At 43.7% G+C, this 22,599-nt stretch carries 21 protein-coding genes and 3 pseudogenes; 20 read left to right on the forward strand and 4 right to left on the reverse strand.

Annotated features, from left to right (window positions below; all coding sequences use genetic code 11):
- From M4I42_RS05515 to M4I42_RS05535, 5 genes and pseudogenes are all read left to right on the forward strand, one after another.
- A pseudogene (locus M4I42_RS05515) lies at window positions 1–217 on the forward strand (DUF4351 domain-containing protein); the annotation flags it as partial.
- A 355-nt stretch (window positions 218–572) separates the two neighbouring features.
- Entirely contained in the window at window positions 573–863 is a 291-nt protein-coding gene (locus M4I42_RS05520; RefSeq protein ID WP_268851233.1) for a hypothetical protein, read from the forward strand.
- The gene (locus M4I42_RS05525; protein ID WP_268851234.1) at window positions 856–1,311 is read left to right on the forward strand and encodes a PIN domain-containing protein; all 456 of its coding nucleotides are present in this window, start codon (window positions 856–858) and stop codon (window positions 1,309–1,311) included. Before M4I42_RS05520 ends, M4I42_RS05525 begins: the two co-directional genes overlap by 8 nt.
- A gap of 205 nt (window positions 1,312–1,516) precedes the next feature.
- A pseudogene (locus M4I42_RS05530) lies at window positions 1,517–2,190 on the forward strand (Rpn family recombination-promoting nuclease/putative transposase); the annotation flags it as partial.
- 122 nt (window positions 2,191–2,312) lie between these two features.
- Window positions 2,313–2,450 (forward strand): annotated as a pseudogene (locus tag M4I42_RS05535) (DsbA family protein); the annotation flags it as partial.
- A 166-nt stretch (window positions 2,451–2,616) separates the two neighbouring features.
- On the opposite strand, the gene M4I42_RS05540 reads toward M4I42_RS05535, so the two are convergent.
- Window positions 2,617–2,745 carry a hypothetical protein gene (locus M4I42_RS05540; RefSeq protein ID WP_268851236.1) on the reverse strand — a complete coding sequence of 43 codons (129 nt, stop codon included), beginning with the start codon at window positions 2,743–2,745 and terminating at the stop codon, window positions 2,617–2,619.
- Window positions 2,746–3,245: 500 nt separating this feature from the next.
- Window positions 3,246–3,815 carry a Uma2 family endonuclease gene (locus M4I42_RS05545; RefSeq protein ID WP_268851237.1) on the reverse strand — a complete coding sequence of 190 codons (570 nt, stop codon included), beginning with the start codon at window positions 3,813–3,815 and terminating at the stop codon, window positions 3,246–3,248.
- Window positions 3,816–4,090: 275 nt separating this feature from the next.
- Here M4I42_RS05545 and M4I42_RS05550 point away from each other — a divergent pair, with 275 nt between their 5' ends.
- On the forward strand, window positions 4,091–4,462 hold the full coding sequence (locus M4I42_RS05550; RefSeq protein ID WP_268851238.1) for an iron chaperone: 372 nt from the start codon (window positions 4,091–4,093) through the stop codon (window positions 4,460–4,462).
- A 338-nt stretch (window positions 4,463–4,800) separates the two neighbouring features.
- On the opposite strand, the gene M4I42_RS05555 is transcribed toward M4I42_RS05550, so the two are convergent.
- Window positions 4,801–5,709 carry a DMT family transporter gene (locus M4I42_RS05555; protein WP_268851239.1) on the reverse strand — a complete coding sequence of 303 codons (909 nt, stop codon included), beginning with the start codon at window positions 5,707–5,709 and terminating at the stop codon, window positions 4,801–4,803.
- A 238-nt stretch (window positions 5,710–5,947) separates the two neighbouring features.
- On the opposite strand from M4I42_RS05555, the gene M4I42_RS05560 reads away from it, so the two are divergent.
- The 10 genes from M4I42_RS05560 to M4I42_RS05605 all read left to right on the forward strand — a co-directional run bounded on the left by M4I42_RS05560 (window position 5,948) and on the right by M4I42_RS05605 (window position 15,378).
- Window positions 5,948–6,424, forward strand: a complete 477-nt coding sequence (locus M4I42_RS05560) for a PH domain-containing protein (RefSeq protein WP_268851240.1) — start codon at window positions 5,948–5,950, stop codon at window positions 6,422–6,424.
- The gene (locus tag M4I42_RS05565; protein ID WP_268851241.1) at window positions 6,417–7,835 is read left to right on the forward strand and encodes a PH domain-containing protein; all 1,419 of its coding nucleotides are present in this window, start codon (window positions 6,417–6,419) and stop codon (window positions 7,833–7,835) included. Before M4I42_RS05560 ends, M4I42_RS05565 begins: the two co-directional genes overlap by 8 nt.
- Window positions 7,836–7,980: 145 nt before the next feature.
- Entirely contained in the window at window positions 7,981–8,544 is a 564-nt protein-coding gene (ahpC, locus tag M4I42_RS05570; protein ID WP_268851242.1) for an alkyl hydroperoxide reductase subunit C, read from the forward strand.
- Window positions 8,545–8,557: 13 nt separating this feature from the next.
- Window positions 8,558–10,087, forward strand: a complete 1,530-nt coding sequence (ahpF, locus tag M4I42_RS05575; RefSeq protein WP_268851243.1) for an alkyl hydroperoxide reductase subunit F — start codon at window positions 8,558–8,560, stop codon at window positions 10,085–10,087.
- Between the two features lie 401 nt (window positions 10,088–10,488).
- Window positions 10,489–10,764 carry an autorepressor SdpR family transcription factor gene (locus M4I42_RS05580; RefSeq protein ID WP_183256029.1) on the forward strand — a complete coding sequence of 92 codons (276 nt, stop codon included), beginning with the start codon at window positions 10,489–10,491 and terminating at the stop codon, window positions 10,762–10,764.
- A complete protein-coding gene (locus tag M4I42_RS05585; protein WP_268851244.1) occupies window positions 10,764–11,390 on the forward strand; it encodes an SdpI family protein in 627 nt (208 codons plus the stop codon). The genes M4I42_RS05580 and M4I42_RS05585 overlap by 1 nt, the downstream gene beginning before the upstream one ends.
- 118 nt (window positions 11,391–11,508) lie before the next feature.
- Window positions 11,509–12,072, forward strand: a complete 564-nt coding sequence (locus M4I42_RS05590) for a Uma2 family endonuclease (protein ID WP_442864076.1) — start codon at window positions 11,509–11,511, stop codon at window positions 12,070–12,072.
- Between the two features lie 90 nt (window positions 12,073–12,162).
- Complete coding sequence (locus M4I42_RS05595; protein ID WP_268851245.1) at window positions 12,163–13,080, forward strand: aldo/keto reductase; 918 nt, start codon at window positions 12,163–12,165, stop codon at window positions 13,078–13,080.
- Window positions 13,081–13,197: 117 nt separating this feature from the next.
- Entirely contained in the window at window positions 13,198–13,512 is a 315-nt protein-coding gene (locus tag M4I42_RS05600) for a YbjQ family protein (RefSeq protein WP_268851246.1), read from the forward strand.
- 177 nt (window positions 13,513–13,689) lie between these two features.
- Window positions 13,690–15,378 carry a formate--tetrahydrofolate ligase gene (locus M4I42_RS05605; RefSeq protein WP_268851247.1) on the forward strand — a complete coding sequence of 563 codons (1,689 nt, stop codon included), beginning with the start codon at window positions 13,690–13,692 and terminating at the stop codon, window positions 15,376–15,378.
- A gap of 60 nt (window positions 15,379–15,438) precedes the next feature.
- Here the strand turns inward: M4I42_RS05605 and M4I42_RS05610 are convergent, their stop codons facing one another.
- Window positions 15,439–16,326, reverse strand: a complete 888-nt coding sequence (locus tag M4I42_RS05610) for a LysR family transcriptional regulator (protein ID WP_268851248.1) — start codon at window positions 16,324–16,326, stop codon at window positions 15,439–15,441.
- Window positions 16,327–16,486: 160 nt separating this feature from the next.
- Here M4I42_RS05610 and M4I42_RS05615 point away from each other — a divergent pair, with 160 nt between their 5' ends.
- The 4 genes from M4I42_RS05615 (at window position 16,487) to M4I42_RS05630 (ending at window position 22,560) form a co-directional block, all read left to right on the forward strand.
- Complete coding sequence (locus tag M4I42_RS05615; protein WP_268851249.1) at window positions 16,487–18,262, forward strand: assimilatory sulfite reductase (NADPH) flavoprotein subunit; 1,776 nt, start codon at window positions 16,487–16,489, stop codon at window positions 18,260–18,262.
- A 6-nt stretch (window positions 18,263–18,268) separates the two neighbouring features.
- The gene (cysI, locus tag M4I42_RS05620; protein ID WP_268851250.1) at window positions 18,269–19,990 is read left to right on the forward strand and encodes an assimilatory sulfite reductase (NADPH) hemoprotein subunit; all 1,722 of its coding nucleotides are present in this window, start codon (window positions 18,269–18,271) and stop codon (window positions 19,988–19,990) included.
- 176 nt (window positions 19,991–20,166) lie between these two features.
- The gene (locus tag M4I42_RS05625; RefSeq protein ID WP_268851251.1) at window positions 20,167–20,349 is read left to right on the forward strand and encodes a hypothetical protein; all 183 of its coding nucleotides are present in this window, start codon (window positions 20,167–20,169) and stop codon (window positions 20,347–20,349) included.
- A 102-nt stretch (window positions 20,350–20,451) separates the two neighbouring features.
- Window positions 20,452–22,560: a GDYXXLXY domain-containing protein gene (locus tag M4I42_RS05630; protein ID WP_268851252.1), complete on the forward strand. Its 2,109-nt coding sequence runs from the start codon at window positions 20,452–20,454 to the stop codon at window positions 22,558–22,560.
- Window positions 22,561–22,599: the final 39 nt, after the last annotated feature.

A 22,599-nucleotide genomic window follows, 5' to 3' on the forward strand; every position in this document is an offset into this window, starting at 1 on the left:
AGAGTTAATTATTTCATATGAGAAAAAAGCGTTAGAAAGAGGCTTGAAAGAAGGAGTAGAGCGAGGATTACAGCAAGGACTACAGCAAGGACTACAGCAAGGTCTACAACAAGAAAAACGCCATATTGCGAAAAAGATGCTGGAAAAAGGGTACGACGTACAGACAATCCATGAACTGACGGAGTTGTCTGTGGAAGAAATTGAGATGTTGAAATGATATGGTGCTGTTCCTTTGGCTTCGGTGCCTGTCACCTGTCGATGATGCAAGCCAGGCTTAGAGAAGTGCGTTTGCTTTTTTCTCTTCTTTCCATTTTAAAAAACCGAACGAAACAATGCTTGATGTCGCGAGGTGATTCGATGATCGTTGACTATGACCGATTGTTCAAAGAACTAATCCAAACATCCTTCTCTTTTCCCCAATATGTACGAACATATTGACTTTTGGCATTTGTGGATTTTGCCGAAATATCTGTTTTCTGATGTAGCTATTTGAAAGAATGTGTCTATATTTTGGATATACTTGGTTGGTGTTGAATGGTATAATAAAAATATACAGAAAGTGAGGGATAGCAATGGGAAATGTAGACATTTTAAAAAATCATAATGAAGATGAGCGCCACGACTATGTGCATATTTTTCAATTAGTTAAGCGGGCGTTACAGGAAGCGAATTTATTGCAGTTGACTGTCATTGAAGAACAAACAGATAAATTGATCGTGAAGCCGAAACCGTTGAGTATCGAGGATAAAGTGAAAGCTTTTGAAAGCTTAGCAGGTAGTGCTGTTCTCGTTGGTGAAAATGTAAAAGAGTTGCTTAAAATGGCTAATCGGGAAGAAGAATGGAGGAATAATGAGCTTGAGTAATATCGCACTCATTGATAATAACATTTACGTTTATCATTATTTGGGCTATGAGCCAGTGAAACACCTCTTCACTCAACTGTTAAATGATGGTTTTGAAATCGCAATGTCTAGTGTTGTTGCGATGGAGTTTCTTTCATATGAAAAGATAGAAACGAACGAAGCGATTCGTCATAAGCGATACGGCTATATTCAGACATCAACGCTATACAACGTGGACTTCGAAATAGCAGAAAAGGCAGCGGAATTGCGGAGAAAATGTAAGACGGAAACCGGAAAAACATTAAAAGCAGGGGATGCGCTTATTGCTGCTACAGCGATTGCAAAAGGAATGACATTGTTTAGCAATAATGATAAAGATTTTGTACGTTTGCAAAAATGGGGATTGAATTATGTGAATCCTATTCAAGATCCAGAAGACTTGCAAACGTTTATTCATAAGCTGTTATAAGACCGTTGCTATGAATGTTTATCATTCAGCCCTTTTTTGAAATTCCACATGTGCATGATGCTGTCTTCTCATTCAATGTCTTTGTCACGTGAGCTTTTTGCGATGGTGAGTTTTTCAAAGAAACATTATACTCTCCTATGCTCACCGATCGTTCTCTCCTTACTTTTCCTTACAAACCCATATTTCCACATTTGCATTTCTCTTCGTCCCTCAGTATAGTATGCCAGAACGGCTGTTGTACTATTGGCGCGGTTGTTTTCGTCTTCCCTATCAAAAGGAGAACGGTACGACACACTCCCTCCGATCATTATGATTGCCATCCTGAATTATCCACTTTTCCCGCACGAAACCGACCGCTTTCACACCGTCTTTCACATCCGCGAAGACGAAGAACAGTTTCTATGGAGCCATCATCTTGAATTTCATGTGCTTGATTTGTCACAATTTATGGTAAAATGGAAGAAATACCGTCGGGATGTGAAGCAGTCACCCGAATGGCCGTGGTTGATGATGTTATCGGCCGTAGATAGCCGAACGAAGAAAATCGATGAAGAAATGGTTCGCGAATTGGAGGGAGTCGCGATGACGGAACAAGAAATTTTAGAGGCGTTAGAAGAATGGCAAAATTTGAGCGTTGACCCGGAAAACCGCTACGCATACGAAATGCGGCTCAAATGGCTACTCGACCAATTATCGAACATTCGCGGAAGTCGGGAAGAAGGGTTGAAAGAAGGGTTGAAAAGGGGATTGGAACAAGGTCGAGAAGAAGGGATAAAGGAAGCGATTAGGAAAATGATCGAAAAAGGAATGAGCGCCGCCGACATTGCCAATCTCCTTGATTTAACGGAAGAAGAAGTAAATGAACGGTTGAAAGGTTGATGAGTTGAAAGTGCCGGCCACACCCCAAGCGGATGATTTGAAGAGACAGAGACATGTTCGTTACAATAAGGAAGAAAATCTCCTCCACTGTGGAGGATCGAAACCGAGGTGTGTATATACGAATGAAGATTGAAGTATGGTCCGATTTTGTTTGCCTGTTTTGCTATATCGGCAAGCGCCGCTTAGAATAGGCACTCGAGTCTTTTCCGCATCGGGAGGATGTCGAGGTCGTATTCTGTAGCTTTGAGTTGGATCCGAATGCGAAAAATATGCCATTTCCGGTGCCCAACCTGTCGAAGTATTCCAGCAGGCGCTAGAGAAAGTATGGGCGGAAGAGCAGCAATCATCGTCGCTGCAGCCGCTAGCGGGAGAAGGCGGGACGTGCACGGATGAGAATTGTTCAAACGGCTAAATGACCCAAGCAAATCAAATAAAATCTTGCTTGTTGACTTTACGAACATTATCAATTTCGCCTTTTTTAAAATCAATATCGTTTAGCATAAGATTTGCGATTTCATCGACTTGCGCTCCACTGCCTAGTAGGAACGAGATCATAGCAATATCTCGTTCCTTATCGCGTCTAAAATGTTCTTTTGATGTGGGGTTAGAGTGTTTTCATATTCATGTTTCAAGAAACTCCTTAATCCCCTCGCTTAAAGTTTGCACCGAATATATATCTGGATATTAAGAAAATTTATGGTCAGAAAAATTAATGTTTGGTACAATTTCTTTATATTTACAGATTATTCTTTGAAAAATTAAATTTGAATGGAAGCACAGATACATCTATGGCCAAAGTGGTTCGAAAAGTTCGTGACATATTTAAACAGTGTAACTCTTTTAGTGAACTACATTTTCGTGAGTACACGAAAGACAACCATGTTAAAAAGTACTTTCAAACTTTGCATACAGTTATCAACGAAAATGTAAAAATAAACATTCTTATTGTTAACAATAAGGAAGCCTTACCTACATTTTTATAGCCCATTCGAAAACGAGGAGTGTCATTTTCATGATGCTCGTCATACGGCGATAAGTTTTCTATTTCCACGGTTTCATTCCACTTCAACATTCAAGATCGAGTCAAGCGGAATCGCTAAATCCGGATACAAAAAAGACGTTAACATATCCTTAGGGCCGAATACCGCCCGTTTTTGAAAACGCCCCTCTTCCAAGCCGATCACTTCAATCGTCCGATTGCTTGGATCCACCATCCAGTACTCTTTCACCCCATTTGCTTCATACAAATGATACTTTTGATTTCGATCTCTAATTCCCGTGCTGGCTGACAACACCTCGATAACTATGTCAGGCGCGCCCTTTACCCGATTTTTCGTAATTCGATTCGAGTCACAAACAACGAATAAGTCCGGCTGTACAACCGTTTGCGCCTCCTCTTCATCGCAGGCTGTATCGAATTGAACGTCAAATGGAGACAAGATGACGCGGCATCCGCGTGCTTTGAAGTAAGGAGCTAAGGCGAGATGCAGCTCGCCAACGACATATTGATGAACATACGAAGGAGATGCAAGCAAGTAAGGGACGCCGTCAATCAGTTCCCAATTCCCTTCCCAATGTTGGATATCTTTATATGAATACAGACGATCATGTTGCTCTTTTTGCATCTCTCCCACATCCTTTTTTTGTCCTTTTTCTATATTATATCACAACGGAAAGGCGCTTTCTTATCGTCAAACCAAGTCCCTCACTCGCCTTTCATTCGAAAAGCGGAGCGGGATTCATATCCGCGAAGATGAAGCGTAGTTCCTCTGGAGCCCGCACGTTGAATTCCACGCCCATGATTCGTCACAATTTATGGTAAAATAAAAAAATACCGCCGCAACATGAAATGATCGCCGGTATTATCGGCTATAAGCAATCGAAGGAGGAAAACGAAGATATGGAAGTTTTTTTGAAATATTTAGCGCGTATCGACAACGCTGACCATCGCGACCGAACAGAGGAAATTTTGAAGTGGGTTTCTAGTAAATTCTCAAATTTAGAACTGCAAATAAAGTGGAATACGCCAATGTTTACTGATCATGGCACATTTATCATCGGCTTTTCCGCAGCAAAGCATCATTTGAGCGTTTCACCCGAAGAAGTATGCATTGCGCACTTTGCCGATGAAATCGCCCAAGCTGGCTACAGTGCGACCAAAGGCTTATTTCGAATTCCGTGGAACGATCCAGTAAATTACGAATTGCTAGAGAAAATGATTGAATTTAATATTCAAGATAAAGCAGAATATACGAATTTTTGGCGGAAATAATACATTACGAAGAGGAGGTGCCCGTGATTCCGTCCAAAACAGATAAAGAGAAAGCTCTTGTCGTTGTCGCGATTACCCAAAAACAGAATAACGAAAGGGAAAAATCCATTTTTCCCTCATCTGAGAGCCCATGATGATCCCTCCTGTTGTATATGAACAGTTTATGTGTGTGGAAATATCTAACATTTTATAGCAGCTTCTTTTTGTCCTCTCGTCCTTGACACCCTGTTCGCCATCTTTGGTGATCGGTTGTCAAGGGCGGATCAGACTTGGATGAGCGAAGCGATAGTCGCAGGGGCGATTTAGACAACTTTTGACACATGTATAAATAGTTGCACTTAGTCTTGCAGTGACGACGGTGCGCTGCTTTTTACGGTTTCGTATGTCTTTGGCATTTTCGTTGCAAAATACACACCGGTAAGTACGAGGATGCCTCCGACGATTTGAGTTGTAAAAATTTTTTCTCCTAAGAGTATTGTGATGAGAGCTGTAAACACCGCTATTAAATTTAAGTAAACTCCCGCATGGCTTGGTCCTACTTTTTTGACAGAGATATTCCAAAATATAAATGAGCAGGTCGATGGGAATATCCACATGTAAATAATTCCGACAACCACTCTTGTGCTTAGTTGAGCCAGGTTAAATGGTTCGATCAGAAGAAAAGGAAATAGAAAAATAACGCTAAAAAGAACCGAGCAAGCAGTTGCAGTAATCGGAGGAACAGCTAGTTTCTTTGCAATAATCGAGTAGAATACCCATGTTAAGTTTGCGGCAATCATCATTAAGTCCCCACGATTATATGTAGTTTGAAAGATTTGTTCTAAGTGCCCCTTCGTTAAAATCAACAGCACACCGATAAGAGAAAGAGCAAATCCTCCTACATTCACTAAACGGATTCTTTCCTTTAATATAAAATATGAAAAAATGACAATCATCGCCGGGTTTAGCGAATTGACAATCGAAGCATTCATCGGCGAGGTGTACTCTAAAGCCCCATAAAGTAAAAGGTTATAACCGATAACCCCGAAAATTCCCATCGCGCATAACGGCAGCCAGTAATTTCTAAAAATTTTACGGTAATTGGGACGTTCCAAAAAATAAGAAAACGGAATAAGAAAAACTAATGCCAAAAACCATCTCGTAAAAGTAATCCATAACGGGCTCATTTCGTTAACAACATATTTGCCAATCACGTAATTTCCTGCCCAAAATAAGTTGGCTAAAATTAAAAATATCCTCTCTTTCATAAAAAAATCCCCCATTGTTATGAAATAAAATTTTGTATTTCATTTTACCAAATAATTGTTACAAAGTGTTAAACTTTCGATTTTTGTTCTAGATAAGCGGTGATTTTCATACTTGGGTGACGAGCAAAGCTTGTTCATGAACGTTTTAGTCGTCATTTATGATAAAATAAAAAAAATAGGAGTGAGACGAACTTTTGTCGATGAAGATTATTGCAGTTGGTGAAAGGACGTAAAAAGTATGGCACAGCTTTCGAAGAGGATCTCTGAGCGGGCAGTATCGGTTTGGCGAATACACGCGTTCATTCGACTCGCGATATTTCTCCTTGGATATAGCATCGTTTCTTTTTTCATTTGGAGATTTGATGGGCCAAAATGGCTCGTTTTGTTGCTTGCTGTTTTGTTCCTTATTGATTTGTTTTTATCTGTTGTGTTATGGCCGCGCTGGCGTTGGCAACGGTGGTGTTACGATGTACGCGAGCAAGAAATGGAAGTCGAATACGGGGTATGGACAAGGAGGCGTACACTTATTCCGATGAGCCGTGTTCAACACGTCGATTTCAGGCAAGGACCGCTATTCAAAAAGTATAAACTTGCTTCGGTTGCTATTTTTACAGCGGCAACGGTACATGAAATTCCAGCGCTTGATGAGCAAGAAGCCGAGAAGTTATGCCATGTAATCTCAGCATTTGTCAAGGTGGACGATCGCGATGTTTGAAAAAAAGCGGCTTCATCCGATTTCAATCTTTTCTTATATTGCGAAACAATGGATGGATATGTTATTGCCGCTGTTTATGGCAGTTGTGCTGAAGGCTCGTGAAGTGTCGATTGTTTGGAATATCGCAGTTCCTGCTGTTGCCCTTTTCTATACGACATTGGTCGGATTTTTTACATGGCTACGTTTCACGTATCAAGTAAATGACCACGAGCTATGTATTGAACAAGGGATATTCGTTCGCCAAAAACGTTCCATTCCTTTTGAACGTATTCAAGGGGTTTCTCTTTCCATCGGCTTTTTTCAGCGGTTGGCAGGAGTCGTCCAAGTACGTATCGAAACAGCGGGCAATGAAGTAGGAAAAGCAGAAGCGGTTTTGACGGCAGTGACGAAAGAAGAGGCAGAGCAAATCGCCCAGCAAATTCGAAAGGCAAAAGAAAATGTTGTTTATGATCGAGCCGTCGAGCCAACGGATCATGCAGAATTGCTCAGTGATATTGTTTTTTCGCTACGTTTGCGCGACGTGTTTTTATTATCGGCTACAAGCGGAGGAGTGTTTGGTGCACTAGCAGCCATTGCCGCCTTTATTTCCCAGTTAGACGATTTTATTTCATACGATGTTTTATATCGCGATATGCAAGGGGTGATCCGTAATACGTTGTACGGCGTGATGGCAATTTTTGTTTTATTCATCGTCGCCTACGCTCTTTCTGTCGGGCGCCATCTGTTGCGCTATGCGTTTTTTACGGTTCGGAAGCAAGAAGATATGATCGTTATTTCAAGGGGATTATTAGAAAAACAACTTTTCAGCGTATCAAGGAAGCGAGTACAGGGGATTATAATAAAAGAAAACGTCATTCAACGCTTGTTTGGCTATGTTTCTGTGCATATCATTCATGCTGGAGGTTCGTTAGACGGTGGAGAGAATGGGAGTGTCGTCCTTTGTCCGTTTGTGAAAAAGGAACGAGCGGTTTCGGTTATTGCGGCTTGCTTTCCAGAGTACTACATTCATTGTCAATTTCAGTCGCTGCCTCAACGGGCACGTGTTCGCTATATACTTCGTCCTGTGTACGTATTGGCGATTCCGATAAGTACGCTCGCTTATTTTTTCCGACCATGGGGGATCGGATTGCTACTTTTGTTGCCTATTGCTAGTTATCTTGGTTATAAAAGCTATCAAATGGCGGGATGGGCGATTTCAGGAGAGCAGCTCGCTTTGCGAAACGGTATGTTTCGTATCGAAACGATGTATACGCGAAAATACCGTATTCAATCGATTGCAACGTCCGCCACGTGGTTCCAGAAGCGGAAGCGGCTTCGTACGCTTGCTGTTGCTGTGATGCCTAGAATGTTTTTTAAAATCACAGATGTTGATGAAAATGAAGCGGAAGCAGTGTATATGTGGATGCGATGAAACAGTAGTTTTGCATATTCCATCACGAAAATCGAAAGAAATGAAATCATATGCCTTGACAAATAGATACTACTATATGATAATAAATATCGAATTAAAATTATTATAATTTGAACAACCACTATTCTTAGGAGGTAGATGAGCAATGTCTTTAATCGGAAAACAAGTACAACCATTTAAAGCGATGGCGTATCATAACGGCCAATTCGTCGAGGTAACAGACGAAAATTTCAAAGGAAAATGGAGCGTCGTTTGCTTCTATCCAGCAGACTTCACATTCGTATGCCCAACAGAATTGGAAGACCTGCAAAACGAATACGCAACATTAAAAGAACTTGGCGTGGAAGTATACTCTGTTTCGACAGATACACATTTCACACATAAAGCATGGCACGATACATCGCCAGCCATCAGCAAAATCGAATACGTGATGATCGGCGACCCTTCACAAAAATTATCGCGCATGTTTGATGTGCTTGATGAAGAAACAGGCCTTGCGCAACGCGGTACGTTCATTATCGATCCAGACGGTGTCGTGCAAGCGGTAGAAATTAACGCTGACGGTATCGGCCGTGACGCAAGCACAATCGTAAACAAAATTAAAGCAGCACAATACGTGCGCAACCATCCAGGCGAAGTTTGCCCAGCAAAATGGCAAGAAGGTGCAGAAACGCTTAAGCCAAGCCTTGATCTTGTAGGCAAAATTTAAGGAGGCTTATGCGATGATATTGGATGCTGAAATTAAAGCCCAATTAGCCCAATATCTACAATTAATGGAAAATGACATTGTGCTAAAAGTGAGCGCGGGAGACGATCAAGTTTCCCGCGACATGCTTGCTTTAGTCGATGAATTAGCGACAATGTCATCGAAAATTAAAGTAGAGAAAACAAGGCTAGAAAGAACGCCAAGCTTTAGCGTCAATCGGATTGGCGAAGACACCGGAGTAACATTCGCCGGTGTTCCTTTAGGGCACGAGTTTACGTCATTAGTGCTCGCGTTGCTTCAAGTAAGCGGAAGACCGCCAAAAGTCGATCAAGCGGTCATTGACCAAATTAAAAACATCAAAGGCACTTATCATTTTGAATCTTACGTTAGCTTAACGTGCCATAATTGCCCAGATGTCGTTCAAGCATTAAACGTCATGAGCGTTTTAAATCCGAATATTTCGCATACGATGATCGATGGGGCAGCATTTAAAGATGAAGTCGAACAAAAAGGTATTATGGCCGTGCCAACGGTCTTTTTAAATGGCGAACCGTTCGCTAGCGGTCGCATGTCGCTTGAGGAAATTCTCGCAAAATTGGGAAGTACGCCAGATGCCTCTGCGTTTGCTGAAAAAGAACCGTTTGATGTGCTTGTTGTCGGCGGCGGACCTGCGGGGGCAACGGCCGCAATTTATGCGGCGCGTAAAGGCATTCGCACAGGCATTGTTGCCGAGCGCTTTGGCGGACAAATTTTAGATACGTTAGGCATCGAAAACTTCATTAGCGTCAAATATACAGAAGGTCCGAAGCTCGCCGCAAGCCTTGAAGAACATGTGAAACATTACAACGTCGACATTATGAACTTGCAGCGTGCGAAACGGTTAGAAAAGAAAGACTTGATTGAAGTGGAGCTAGAAAACGGCGCGGTGTTAAAAAGTAAAACGGTGATTCTCGCTACAGGCGCGCGTTGGCGCAACCTTGGCGTACCTGGAGAAGCCGAGTTTAAAAACAAAGGAGTGGCTTACTGCCCGCATTGTGACGGTCCGTTGTTTGAAGGAAAACATGTCGCGGTCATTGGCGGCGGTAACTCTGGTATCGAAGCAGCGATTGACCTTGCAGGAATTGCCAAACATGTCACCGTTCTTGAATTTGCGCCAGAATTAAAGGCGGACGCTGTGTTACAAGACCGCCTGTACAGCTTGCCGAACGTGACGGTCATCAAAAATGCGCAAACGAAAGAAATTACCGGTACAGATAAAGTGAATGGCATCACATATATTGATCGCGCAACAGGCGAAGAGCACCATATTGAGCTCCAAGGGGTATTCGTGCAAATCGGTCTTGTACCGAATACCGAATGGCTAGAAGGAGTCGTCGAACGCAATCGTTTCGGTGAAATTATTGTCGACAAACGCGGTGCGACAAACGTCCCAGGCGTGTTTGCGGCAGGGGACTGCACCGACAGTGCATACAAACAAATTATTATTTCGATGGGGTCAGGCGCTACTGCCGCATTAGGGGCGTTTGACTATCTCATTCGAAATTAAATATTTATTGTTCAGAGAGCCACATCACAATGATGGCTCTCTTTTTTTGGAAAGATGGGCGTAAGGACGAGCATATCGCATTTGCCGGAATTTTAACTGCGGATATGTATCTTTGTATTGTCTAAAGTCGCATAGTGGAGGGGAACTTTACCTTCATTACCATGCGTTTTGTCTTATGTTATATAAAAAAGCATTGCTTAGTCTACTATAAAGGGCACTTTATTTGGTGCTCTTTTTTATGCCGTGATTAAAAATAGGAAGACAGGTGATGTCGTGGAAAAACGATTGACATACAAACACGTTATGGAATATCATGTAATTAGAAATTTATCTAAATATCTAATTTTTTGATCGATATTTAGAAATTTGTCTAAATATCTAAAAGAAAGTTGGTGATCGTGATGTCGTTTAATGAGGCGTTTAAAGCGATTGCGGATCCGAATCGTAGGAAAATTCTTTCACTCCTTAAAAAAGGGGACTTGACGGCAGGGGAAATTGCTGACCATTTTGCGATGCAAAAGCCGAGCGTCTCTCATCATTTAAAAATATTAAAGCAAGCGGACTTAATTGAAGACCGGCGCGTCGGCCAGCATATTTACTATTCATTAAATACGACCGTTTTCCAAGACTTAATGAGCTGGTTTTACGATATATTACAAAAAGAAGGTGAACAATGATGAAGAAAAACGTGTTCGTCATCAGTTTAATTGTATGTAGTTATGTTGTGAGCTTCGTGGCGATTCCGTATTTGCCAAACGAGGTAGCGATTCATTGGAACGCCACCGGAGAAGCAGACGGCTTTGCGAACAAATGGTGGGGAGCGCTTTTATTTCCGCTTTTTTTAACAGGGATCGTTGTGTTGTTGGCCGCCCTCCCGAAATTAGATCCGAGAAAAGAAAATTACGAGAAGTTTCAAGGGGTATATCGTCTTTTTTTAAACGTGCTCGTCACTTTCTTTTTCACGCTTCATCTCGGTACGCTTGCATACAATGTCGGGATTCCTGTTCAAATTGACCTATTTGTTCCGATTGGAATAGGAGTATTATTTATTGTCCTTGGAAACTATCTACCAAAAATTAAACCGAACTATTTCATCGGCATTCGCACGCCATGGACGTTGGAAAATGAAACGGTCTGGCAAAAAACGCACCGCCTTGGCGGCAAAGTATTTGTCATGATGGGCGTGTTGATGATGTTCACCGCATTTGTAGCGAATGCATGGCGTTTTGTTTTATTTATGATCATCGTATTTGTCGGCACGATTTATATCGTTATACAGTCGTATGTATTTTCGCGTAAATGAAGAGGAGATCGTTAGTTATTTATTTTCATTTTGCGTGCCGTTGAGTGAATAGGGGCGCAGTTCGCAATAGAAGCGGCTTCAAAAGGAAAGTATAATGGAGTAAAAAAGGAGTGATTTCGTGAGCATCGCTAACCAACGTTGGATGTCGTTGGAGGAGTATTATAAATTAAAAGAGGCAACAGATAAACGGTTGGAATATATGAATGGGGTTGTATGTATGACCCCTTCACCGTCTACAAAGCATCAGCGAATATCTGGGCGCATGTACGTCGAACTTTTTCACTTTTTTGAAGGAACAGATTGTGAAGTGTTTCATGCCCCATTTGATGTTGAGTTGTACAGCCATGAGATTGACGAAAAACATATTGTCATTCCTGATTTATGCGTCATTTGTGATAAAGAAGGGCTACAAGATCAAAAATATGTCGGTGTGCCTACATGGATCATAGAAATTTTAAGTCCATCCAATCAAGCGCATGATTTAGTTTTTAAGCTAAATATTTATATGCGCTATGGAGTAAAAGAATATTGGATTGTCAATCCGATGCTAAATAGCATACAAGTGTATGCGCTAAACGAACAAGGTCAATACGACCAGATGGAAGTGATCAAGGAAAAAGGAAACATATGTTCATCTGTTTTTCCCGCATTTTCGCTTGATGTAACAAAGATTTTTAGTTAGTTGTGACATACACAAGGGTTTTATCGAAAAGTTCTTGTGTATGTTTGATCTTTCATGGAGAATGATTAGTTTCACGAGGAGGATGGATAAATGAAACAACTCCATATTGGAAAATCTGGTCTAATGGCTTCGGAAATCGTGCTAGGGTGCATGAGAATTGCGAATATGTCGGTTTCAGAACTGTCGCGTTATGTAGACGAAGCGCTCGAAGCAGGAATTACGATGTTTGACCACGCGGATATTTATGGCAAAGGGCGTTGCGAAGAGTTGTTTGGTGAAGTGCTCGCCTCTCGCCCTGATTTGCGTGAACGCATCCACATTCAAAGTAAATGTTCGATTCGTGATGGCTATTACGATCTTTCGAAAGAACATATTTTAACTTCGGTAGATGGGATTTTACAACGGCTTCAAACCGACTATTTAGATATTTTGCTTCTTCACCGACCAGATACATTAATGGAACCAGAAGAAGTGGCGGAGGCGTTTGAACGATTATATACAAATGGAAAAGTTCGCTATTTCGGGGTGAGCAACTTTAACAGCATGCAAATCGAGCTGTTACAAGCATATGTCAAACAGCCGATTATCGCCAATCAAATGCAGTTTAGCATTATGCACGCGAATTTAGTGACGAGCGGCATTCAAGCAAACACGTTATTTGAAGGGGCGATTAACCGCGACGGACATATTTTAGAATATTGTCGTCTAAAAAATATCACCATCCAAGCGTGGTCCCCGTTTCAATACGGCTTTTTTGAAGGAGTTTTCATTGACAACGAGAAATTTCCGGAAGTCAATGAAGTACTCGGACGGCTAGCCGAGGAAAAAGGAGTAAGTAAATCAGCGATAGCGGTCGCTTGGATTTTACGGCACCCGGCGAACATGCAAGTCATCATTGGCACAACAAATACCGCTCGTTTAAAAGACATTTGCCAAGCGAGTAACGTACAGCTCTCCCGAAAAGAATGGTACGACATTTACCGCGCGGCAGGGCATCGGCTGCCGTGAGATTTGACCTAATCGTAACACAACCGAAAAACTAGTAGTAGTGAGAGGTATTTTCTTATGTTTAGTAGAATATTTTAATAAAGTTACTTTTTTTAAGACGTGAGGAGGGCGAGCAGGATGATTGTAACGACTACAAATAACATTGAAGGAAAAGAAATTGAAGAATATTTAGGAATCGTTGCAGGTGAAGTGATATTAGGTGCGAATGTCGTACGTGATTTTTTAGCCAGCATCACTGATATTATTGGCGGACGAAGCGGAACGTATGAAAGCAAACTTGCAGAAGGACGAGAAATGGCAGTACGAGAGATGGTAAGTAAAGCCAAAAACATGGGAGCCAACGCCGTTATTGGTGTGGATCTTGATTTTGAAACATTAAGAGACGGCATGATGATGTGCATCGCAACCGGAACAGCGGTAAAAATAAAATAATAGCCGCTTGTTGTTTTTGATGAATTCGAATGAAACGTGAATTAGAGCCGGGGTGTCCGGCTCTTTTTTATTTTTACCAATTTTCTCGTAGATGAACATGAATGAATTATGTATTTTCGATAAATCGTGCTAAAATAAAGGTTGGTTGCGATTGCATTTTGTGCTGGAGGATGAAACATGACAACGACGACGAAGATCAAGACGGATATTGAAATTGCTCAAGAAACGAAACTAAAGCGTATTCAAGAAATTGCGAGCGAGCTCGATCTTTTAGAGGAAGAGTTCGAGCCGTACGGGCATTATAAAGCGAAAATTTCGCTTGAGGCGATGAAACGACTTTCGACGAAACAAGACGGCAAAGTCATTTTAGTCACGGCAATTAACCCAACACCGGCAGGAGAAGGAAAATCGACCGTAACCGTCGGACTTGCTCAAGCGTTGCATAAACTCGGCAAAAAAGTCGTGGTTGCGATGCGGGAACCTTCTCTTGGTCCAACGATGGGAATAAAAGGCGGGGCGACAGGCGGAGGGTATTCACAAGTATTGCCGATGGAAGACATTAATCTTCACTTTACAGGCGATTTGCATGCGATTACGACCGCGAATAATGCCTTAGCCACTTTCATCGATAACCATATTCATCAAGGAAACGAGCTACGAATCGATACGCGCCGCATCGTTTGGAAACGAGCTCTTGATTTAAATGACCGTGCGCTGCGACGAGTAGTGGTCGGTTTAGGCGGACCGACGCAAGGCGTGCCGCGCGAGGACGGATTTGATATTACCGTTGCCTCTGAAATTATGGCGGTGTTTTGCTTAGCGACCGATTTACAAGATTTAAAACAACGTTTAGCAAAAATTGTTGTAGCGTATAACGTGGAGCGTCAGCCGGTAACAGTAGCTGACCTTGGCGTTGAAGGAGCGCTAACGCTTTTATTAAAAGATGCGATAAAGCCAAATTTAGTCCAAACAGTAGAACATGTACCTGCACTCGTGCACGGTGGGCCGTTTGCGAATATCGCTCATGGGTGCAATAGCGTCATCGCAACAAAAATGGCGCAAAAACTCGGAGAGTATGTCGTGACGGAGGCAGGGTTTGGCGCCGATTTAGGTGCGGAGAAGTTCTTGCATATAAAGGCGCGCATGGCCGGGATTCAACCAGCAGCGGTCGTCATTGTTGCGACGATTCGCGCATTAAAAATGCATGGCGGTGTGGCGAAACAACAGCTGTCGATCGAAAATGTCGAAGCGTTAAAAAAAGGATTAAGCAATTTAGAGAAACATATTGAAACGATTCAAGCGTTTGGGTTGCCGTTCATTGTGGCAATTAACCGTTTTATCACTGATACAGATAAAGAAATTCAAGCATTAACCGCATTTTGCGAAGAAAAAGGATACCCGGTATCGTTAACGGAAGTGTGGGAAAAAGGTGGAAACGGCGGAATCGATTTGGCGCGTAAAGTATTGGAAGTGGTGGAAAATACAACAAGCACCTACACCCCATTGTACGAATTGGACGAGCCAATTGCCGATAAAATTCAAAAAATCGCGCGCATTGTTTATGGCGCAAGCGACGTTTATTTTTCCGACAAGGCGAAAAAACAAATCGAGCAATTTACATCGTTTGGTTGGAACAAGCTCCCGATTTGCATGGCAAAAACGCAATATTCGCTTTCCGATGACCCAACAAAACTTGGACGACCAACCGATTTCACAATTACAGTACGCGAATTAAAACCGTCGATTGGTGCTGGTTTTCTCGTTGCCTTAACCGGCGATGTGATGACGATGCCAGGATTGCCGAAACATCCAGCGGCATTGCACATGGATGTCGACGAACATGGAAACGCGCGCGGGCTGTTCTAATGCGAAAAAAGCATAGTAATGGACAGCTGCTCGGTTAGTAGCGCAAGAAGGGCGGGGGATTTATACCCCCCGCTTTCTTTCTAATGCGTGAAGCAACACATGGACGTTCTTTTTGTTGGCCATAATAGGGGAGTAAATGTAGGAAAACGTCCGGTGAAACGGCGGGTAGTTCAACCGAAGAACCGATAAATGTCCGTGATTAATGTCGCGCGCGACGACGCTGCGCGAAAGAAGCGACAGTGCGCTGCCAGCGATGAGCGCCTCTTTAATGCCTTGGTTGCTGCTGATGATCATGAGCGATTTTATTTTTAGCCCGTTCGAGCGAATAAAATGGTTAAAATATTCCCGCGTACCGGATCCGACTTCTCGTGTAATCCAAGCTTGATTTTGCAAATCCGCGATTGACACTTCCGCTTTGCCAACAAGTTCGTGAGTATTGGACGCTACAATGACAAGCTCGTCTTGCATAAACGCATGGACAGACAGTTCTTTTTCGTTCGTCTGCCCTTCGATTAAGCCGATGTCGGCTTGAAACGAGCGAACCAGTTCGACGATTTCTTTCGTATTGCCGATGACGACTTCTAGCTCAAGCTCTGGATAGTCGTTTTGCAGCTCAAATAAGAGCGGTGGCAAAATATATTCTCCAATCGTAAAACTAGCCCCGATTTTTAACGTTCCTTTGACGGAATGGTGGTGCTCTAAAATATCTTGTTTCGTCTGTTCATACAGAGCGATCATTTGCTTGGCACGGTCGTACAACATTTCTCCGGTCGGCGTCATTTGCAGCCGTTTTGGCGAGCGAACGAATAATTTCGTCTGAAACTCTTTTTCTAAATTTTTAATGTGCAAACTAACGCTAGGTTGGGATAAATGAAGAAGTTCCGCTGTTTTCGTAAAATTTTTCACTTCGGCTAACGTCACAAACGTTTTTAATTCTTCGTAGTACACGCCGCGCTCTCCCCTTAATTATTAAAGATATTAATAGATTTCATAATTTATATTTATTTTACTAATTTTCTGTTTTAGAGTAAAGTGTAGTAATAAACCACACTTAATTTATAGGAATAATAGAAATATAATCGATGGGAAGGCAAAGAGGTGAAGGTCGTTGCAATTTCAAGTAACAAACAGTCCATTTAGCGAACAGCAAGTCGAACTGCTCAACCGGCTTTGGCCGACGTTGACGCCAGGGCAAAAGCTTTGGTTGAGTGGCTATTTAGCCGCAACGCAGTCGGTTGGTTCAGCTGTACAACTAGAAGCACCAGTATCTAAGGAAGTGACCGTTCTTTACGGGTCGCAGACGGGCAATGCGCAAAAATTAGCAGAAAAAACAGGGCAAGCGCTTAAAAGTCGCGGGTTTCACGCCACTGTTTCCTCGATGCTTGATTTTAAGCCAAACGATTTGAAAAAAATCAATACGCTACTGATTGTCGTCAGTACGTATGGTGAAGGGGAGCCGCCGGATAACGCGTTAGCATTTTACGAATTTCTCCATAGCAAGCGCGCGCCGAAACTCAATCATCTTCGCTTTTCCGTGCTGGCGCTTGGCGATACGTCGTATGAGCATTTTTGCAAGACAGGAAAAGATTTTGACAAGCGGTTAGAAGAGTTAGGTGGAAAGCGTTTATATGAACGCATCGATTGTGACGTCGACTACGAAGAGGCGGCAGCGAAATGGCTTGATGGGGTGCTTAGCGAGTTAGATAAGCAAGAAGCGGTTGCCGTGGCAGCGCCACAACCGACACAAGCACCATCGACCGCACTTTATTCGCGAAAAAACCCGTTCGAAGCGGAAGTATTAGAAAATATCAACTTAAATGGACGCGGCTCGAATAAAGAAACACGTCATATCGAGCTATCGCTAGAAGGGTCGGGACTTACGTTTGAACCAGGCGATGCGCTCGGCATTTTTCCAAAAAATGATCCGGAGTTAGTCGATCTAATCATTCAAGAGATGAGATGGAATTCAGAAACGCCGGTTTCCGTCGATCAAGAGGAAGAACCGTTGCGAGAAGCGTTACTATCGCGTTTAGAAATTACGGTATTGACAGAGCAGCTGTTGCAAAAATTAGCGGAGTTTTCGAAAAATCGCGATTTCCATGCGCTTCTTTCCGCTGAACAGGAAGCGAAGCGAAAAGAATATATGAAAGGGCGCGATGTATTGGATGTCCTTCGTGATTTCGGCCCGTGGGAGATGACGCCAGAACAGTTCGTTTCCTTCTTGCGGAAGCTGCAGCCGCGCTTTTATTCCATTGCAAGCAGTTTATTAGCTTATCCAGAAGAAGTGCATGTAACGATTGGTGCGGTTCGTTATGAAGCGCACGGACGTTTACGGAAAGGAGTTTGCTCGACGTTTTGTGCGGAGCGTCTGCACATTGGCGACAAACTTCCTGTGTTCGTTCATCAAAATCCGAACTTTAAACTGCCAAAAGATCCGAGTACTCCGATCATCATGGTTGGACCAGGTACAGGGGTGGCGCCGTTCCGCAGCTTTTTGCAAGAGCGTGAGGCAGTTGGTGCCAAAGGGAAATCGTGGCTGTTTTTTGGCGACCAACATTTCGTGACCGACTTCCTTTATCAAACGGAATGGCAAACGTGGCTGAAAAACGGCGTATTAACGAAAATGGATGTCGCGTTTTCACGCGATACGAAAGAAAAAGTGTATGTCCAACATCGCATGCTTGAGCAAAGCAAAGAGCTGTTCCGCTGGCTAGAAGAAGGCGCTGTCGTTTACGTTTGCGGCGATAAACAACATATGGCGCGCGACGTTCATCAAACGCTTATTGATATTATCGCAAAAGAAGGAAATATGACGAGTGAACAAGCGGAAGCGTATGTCTCGGAAATGCAAAAACAAAAACGGTACCAACGCGACGTGTATTAAGGAGGAATGGTTGTGGAAAAAATTGTATTGAAAGCACCAGATGGACCGCCAAGCGACGTCGAGCGCATTAAGCAAGAAAGCAACTATTTGCGCGGCACATTGAAAGAAACGATGGAAGACCGAATTACCGCCGGAATTCCAGAAGATGACAACCGGTTAATGAAGTTTCATGGCAGCTATTTGCAAGATGACCGCGATTTGCGAGCAGAGCGGCAAAAACAAAAGTTAGAGCCTGCCTATCAATTTATGATCCGCGTCCGTACCCCAGGCGGTGTAGCGACACCGGAACAGTGGCTGGCGATGGACGAATTGGCGCGGACATATGCGAACGGGACATTGAAGCTCACGACACGGCAAGCATTCCAGTTTCATGGCGTATTAAAATGGAACATGAAAAAAACGCTGCAAGCCATTAACGATGCGCTCCTTACGACGTTAGCCGCATGTGGCGACGTCAACCGAAACGTCATGTGCAACCCGAATCCGTACCAGTCAGAAGTACATGCGGAAGTGTATGAATGGGCGAAAATGTTAAGCGACCATTTATTGCCGCGCACACGGGCGTATTACGAAATTTGGCTGGACGAAGAAAAAGTAGCGGGCACACCAGAAGTAGAGGAAGAACCGATTTACGGACCGCTTTACTTGCCGCGGAAATTTAAAATCGGTATCGCCGTCCCACCGTCAAACGATGTCGATGTCTTTTCGCAAGATCTTGGGTTTATCGCGATTGTCGAACATGGAAAACTCGTTGGTTTTAATGTAGCGATCGGCGGTGGGATGGGAATGACGCACGGCGACCGCACAACGTATCCGCAGCTAGCGAAAGTGATCGGTTTTTGTAAGCCAGAACAAGTGATTGATGTAGCGGAAAAAGTCGTCACGATTCAGCGCGATTACGGCAATCGCTCGGTGCGCAAACACGCCCGCTTTAAATATACGATTGACCGGCTTGGTTTAGAAGTAGTGAAGGCTGAATTAGAGCGCCGTCTTGGGTGGAAATTAGAAGAAGCGCGCCCTTACCATTTCGAACATAACGGCGACCGTTATGGCTGGGTCGAAGGGGTGAACGGAACGTGGCATTTTACGTTGTTTGTGGAAGGAGGCCGAGTGAAAGATACGGACGATTACAAGTTGATGACCGGCTTGCGGGAAATTGCGAAAGTTCATACGGGCGATTTTCGCTTGACTGCGAACCAAAACTTAGTCATCGCGAACGTGCCAAGCGAGAAAAAAGCAGAAATCGATGCGTTGATTCAACAATACGGATTGACAGACGGCAAACGTTACAGCGCCCTTCGTCGCAATTCGCTTGCGTGTGTCGCTTTGCCGACGTGCGGATTGGCGATGGCAGAAGCAGAGCGGTATTTGCCGAAGCTGCTTGACAAAATCGAGGAAATTGTTGAGGAAAACGGACTTCGCGACGAAGAAATTACGATTCGCATGACCGGCTGTCCAAACGGCTGTGCTCGCCACGTGCTAGCCGAAATTGCATTCATCGGCAAAGCAGTTGGCAAATACAATATGTATCTCGGCGCGGCGTTTGACGGCAGCCGCCTTGGCAAACTGTACCGCGAAAATATTGGAGAGGAAGAAATTTTACGCGAGCTGCGTGTTCTTCTGTCTCGTTACGCCAAAGAGCGGCTGGACGGCGAGCATTTTGGCGACTTCGTCATCCGTGTTGGCATCGTCAAAGCCGTCACTGATGGCACGAACTTTCATGATTAATCATAGCAAAAAGAGGCTGACTCCACGAGTGTTGATTATCCATTATTTTACTAAAAAACACAAAATCATATAGCTGAACACAAGCTTCTCTGCCTCTTCCCTCGAACAAGAACGCCGGCGAGCAAATGTAATTTGCCCGCAAAGCGTTCATTGTTCGAGGAGAGCATGCGTACAGCATGTCCAGTCGGCAAGCGAACCGCTTGCCGACTACGGCAGAAAAGCTAGGAATAGAGCGCGATGTCAACTGGTTTTTAATGGTTAATCAACACGCTGAGTTTACTTCCTCGAATCCGCCTACGCAAGGCCAAGCTTTGCTTGGCTTAAGCCTCCGTCCGAACTTGTGCTTCCATCGCCGATAGGCGGGTGTTTTGCGTTTTTCTTATTTTCCTTACACCTATCGCGCGCGAAGAAGTTATAGTATACTAATGGAAACGGCGCATGCGCACAAAGGAGGCAACAAGATGACGGAACGTATGGTGAAGACAGGGTATTTGTTAGGAGTGTCGCTTCTTGTGTCGGCAATTATTTATTTTTTTGCGGCGAATTGGCAAGGGTTTGACCGGTGGACGAAAGTGGCATTGAGCGTTGGCTTAATGGGGATGTTTTATGGGGGAAGCGCAATCGTTGCTTATACGGTAAGGCACCATCGGTTTTTGAGTAACTGGCTATTTGTGTGCGGGGCGATTGCATTTGGCATTTCGGTTGCATTAGTTGGGCAAATTTACAATTCTCACGCGGATAGTTTTTGGCTTTTTCTCGTTTGGCTCATTCCAAGTTCCTTCTTTGCTTTATTGACCCGCTATGACCCTCTTCGATTTTTGAGCATCGTGTTATTGCAGCTTACGTTTTGGTTTTATTATTTTCCGTCTTCTTACCAAGTGGAACGTAGCGAATGGGAATCGTTTGCAACTCTTCTTGTGTTTTCGGTTAGTAATGCTGTTATCTGGGTTAGCAGCCGCTCCAAATTGGCGTACGCCGCCTATGTGGCAATGCATGGCTGGCTTTTCCTTCTGTTTGTGATAGGGATAACGGAGGAGAAGTTTCGATTTTGGCCGTATGCGTATGCGCTTTTATTTATCGTTCTCTTTTATTTTTTAAAACGGCGGTCGTATGTGTTGCTTACAGGCATATTTGCCGGCGCATTTTTCATCGCCCAATATTTTCGCATCGTCGAACAGTATTTTCAAGAGTGGGTATTTTTTGCAGGTCTATTACTAGCGGCTGCCATTATTTATATGGGCGTTTTCTTAGTGCAACGGACGATGAAGCGTTCCCGCTCTGCCTCTGATGTTCCTTCTACCTCTGACGAGAAAGGGAAGGTGTTCGTTCTATTGTTTCAAGCGCTCGTAACCGCTGTTGCCTCCGCGCTTGCCGTTTCGAGTGTGATGGGTCTCATCGCCCTATGGACGAACGATTTTTCCCCGTATGCTTTGTTTTGGTTGTCAATTGGTGGCTTTGTCGTTCCAGCGCTCGTTTGGCGCAAAGGGAACAAAGTGGTTCGTTATACGTTGCTAGCAGTTGGGTATATGCTTGGGGCGCTGAGTGCTTCGGGCGTTTCCGTTTGGTTATTGGCGAGCTACAGCGTCGTTTTAGCCGGGGTGTTTTTCCGTTCTACGAGCATCGGGGTACGCATCATGACGACCATCGCTGTGTCCGTTTATGGTGCGATCGTCGTGTCCCACTGGACGGACGATTTTCGTTTCACGATGCTATTTGTCCTTATTTTCAACGGTGCGTTATATACGCATAGCAAAAATCGTTACGAACGAATCGCCTTTCTTTTGCTTGGATTCGGTGCACTGTTGCTAACAACAGTTGATATAGGTGGAATTGATCGATGGTATGTGCTGTTTCATGTGTTGTTTGTCGCGGCTGTACTTGGGTTTCTCTTTTTACAAAAAGCTGCGGATGAACGCGCAGTAGCATGGGGCTATTGGTGGCTGTTTTTCGTATGGAAGTATTACGAGTACGCATGGGATTTGTTGCATAAATCGCTCAGTTTATTGCTTGCAGGTGTTTTATTGCTCGCTGCTACCGCGATTGTCGAGAAGCGAAAACAACTTGTTTTTATGGGGCAGGTGAACATTTTCGCGAAAAAGTGGCTACCGTTAGCCGTTATCGTCGTGATGCAACTTAGTTTTATCGGATATACCGCGTTTTCTAAAGAACAGCACATGCAGCATGGCCAGTTAGTGAAGCTCGAATTAGTGCCGGTCGATCCGCGCTCGTTGTTACAAGGGGATTATGTACGGCTCGGATACGAAATTTCTACGGTAAAAAACGTGAACGAACGGGGGACGATTCAAGTCATTTTACGGAAAGATGAAACTGGTGTCCATCGTTTCGTCGATATTTATTCGCTCAACGGAAAGCCGTACCATCCGGACGCTTATCAAACCGGAGATGTATTAATGAACGGAAAAATGAATGGCGACACCGTGATTTACGGCATTGAGTCGTATTTTGTCCCGGAAAAAACAGGAGGAGACGTGCAGCGCCGCGCCCGCTTCGCCTACGTTCGCGTCAGCCGAACAGGAGATGCCATTCTAGAAAAAGTAAGCGATCAATAACCGTTCATCGATGATGGGCGGTTTTTTGTATTGTTGAGC

Origin of the sequence: Anoxybacillus sp. J5B_2022 (assembly GCF_026847645.1) — a bacterium.
Lineage (GTDB): Bacteria > Bacillota > Bacilli > Bacillales > Anoxybacillaceae > Anoxybacteroides.

Excerpts from the sequence above, each read along its gene's own strand:
- M4I42_RS05520 (WP_268851233.1), top strand. The coding sequence starts at position 573 with ATGGGAAATGTAGACATTTTAAAAAATCATAATGAAGATGAGCGCCAC.
- M4I42_RS05540 (WP_268851236.1), bottom strand. The coding sequence starts at position 2,745 with ATGATCTCGTTCCTACTAGGCAGTGGAGCGCAAGTCGATGAAATCGCA.
- M4I42_RS05545 (WP_268851237.1), bottom strand. The coding sequence starts at position 3,815 with ATGCAAAAAGAGCAACATGATCGTCTGTATTCATATAAAGATATCCAA.
- M4I42_RS05550 (WP_268851238.1), top strand. The coding sequence starts at position 4,091 with ATGGAAGTTTTTTTGAAATATTTAGCGCGTATCGACAACGCTGACCAT.
- M4I42_RS05555 (WP_268851239.1), bottom strand. The coding sequence starts at position 5,709 with ATGAAAGAGAGGATATTTTTAATTTTAGCCAACTTATTTTGGGCAGGA.
- M4I42_RS05560 (WP_268851240.1), top strand. The coding sequence starts at position 5,948 with ATGGCACAGCTTTCGAAGAGGATCTCTGAGCGGGCAGTATCGGTTTGG.
- M4I42_RS05565 (WP_268851241.1), top strand. The coding sequence starts at position 6,417 with ATGTTTGAAAAAAAGCGGCTTCATCCGATTTCAATCTTTTCTTATATT.
- ahpC (WP_268851242.1), top strand. The coding sequence starts at position 7,981 with ATGTCTTTAATCGGAAAACAAGTACAACCATTTAAAGCGATGGCGTAT.
- ahpF (WP_268851243.1), top strand. The coding sequence starts at position 8,558 with ATGATATTGGATGCTGAAATTAAAGCCCAATTAGCCCAATATCTACAA.
- M4I42_RS05580 (WP_183256029.1), top strand. The coding sequence starts at position 10,489 with ATGTCGTTTAATGAGGCGTTTAAAGCGATTGCGGATCCGAATCGTAGG.
- M4I42_RS05585 (WP_268851244.1), top strand. The coding sequence starts at position 10,764 with ATGAAGAAAAACGTGTTCGTCATCAGTTTAATTGTATGTAGTTATGTT.
- M4I42_RS05595 (WP_268851245.1), top strand. The coding sequence starts at position 12,163 with ATGAAACAACTCCATATTGGAAAATCTGGTCTAATGGCTTCGGAAATC.
- M4I42_RS05600 (WP_268851246.1), top strand. The coding sequence starts at position 13,198 with ATGATTGTAACGACTACAAATAACATTGAAGGAAAAGAAATTGAAGAA.
- M4I42_RS05605 (WP_268851247.1), top strand. The coding sequence starts at position 13,690 with ATGACAACGACGACGAAGATCAAGACGGATATTGAAATTGCTCAAGAA.
- cysI (WP_268851250.1), top strand. The coding sequence starts at position 18,269 with ATGGTTGTGGAAAAAATTGTATTGAAAGCACCAGATGGACCGCCAAGC.
- M4I42_RS05625 (WP_268851251.1), top strand. The coding sequence starts at position 20,167 with ATGTCCAGTCGGCAAGCGAACCGCTTGCCGACTACGGCAGAAAAGCTA.
- M4I42_RS05630 (WP_268851252.1), top strand. The coding sequence starts at position 20,452 with ATGACGGAACGTATGGTGAAGACAGGGTATTTGTTAGGAGTGTCGCTT.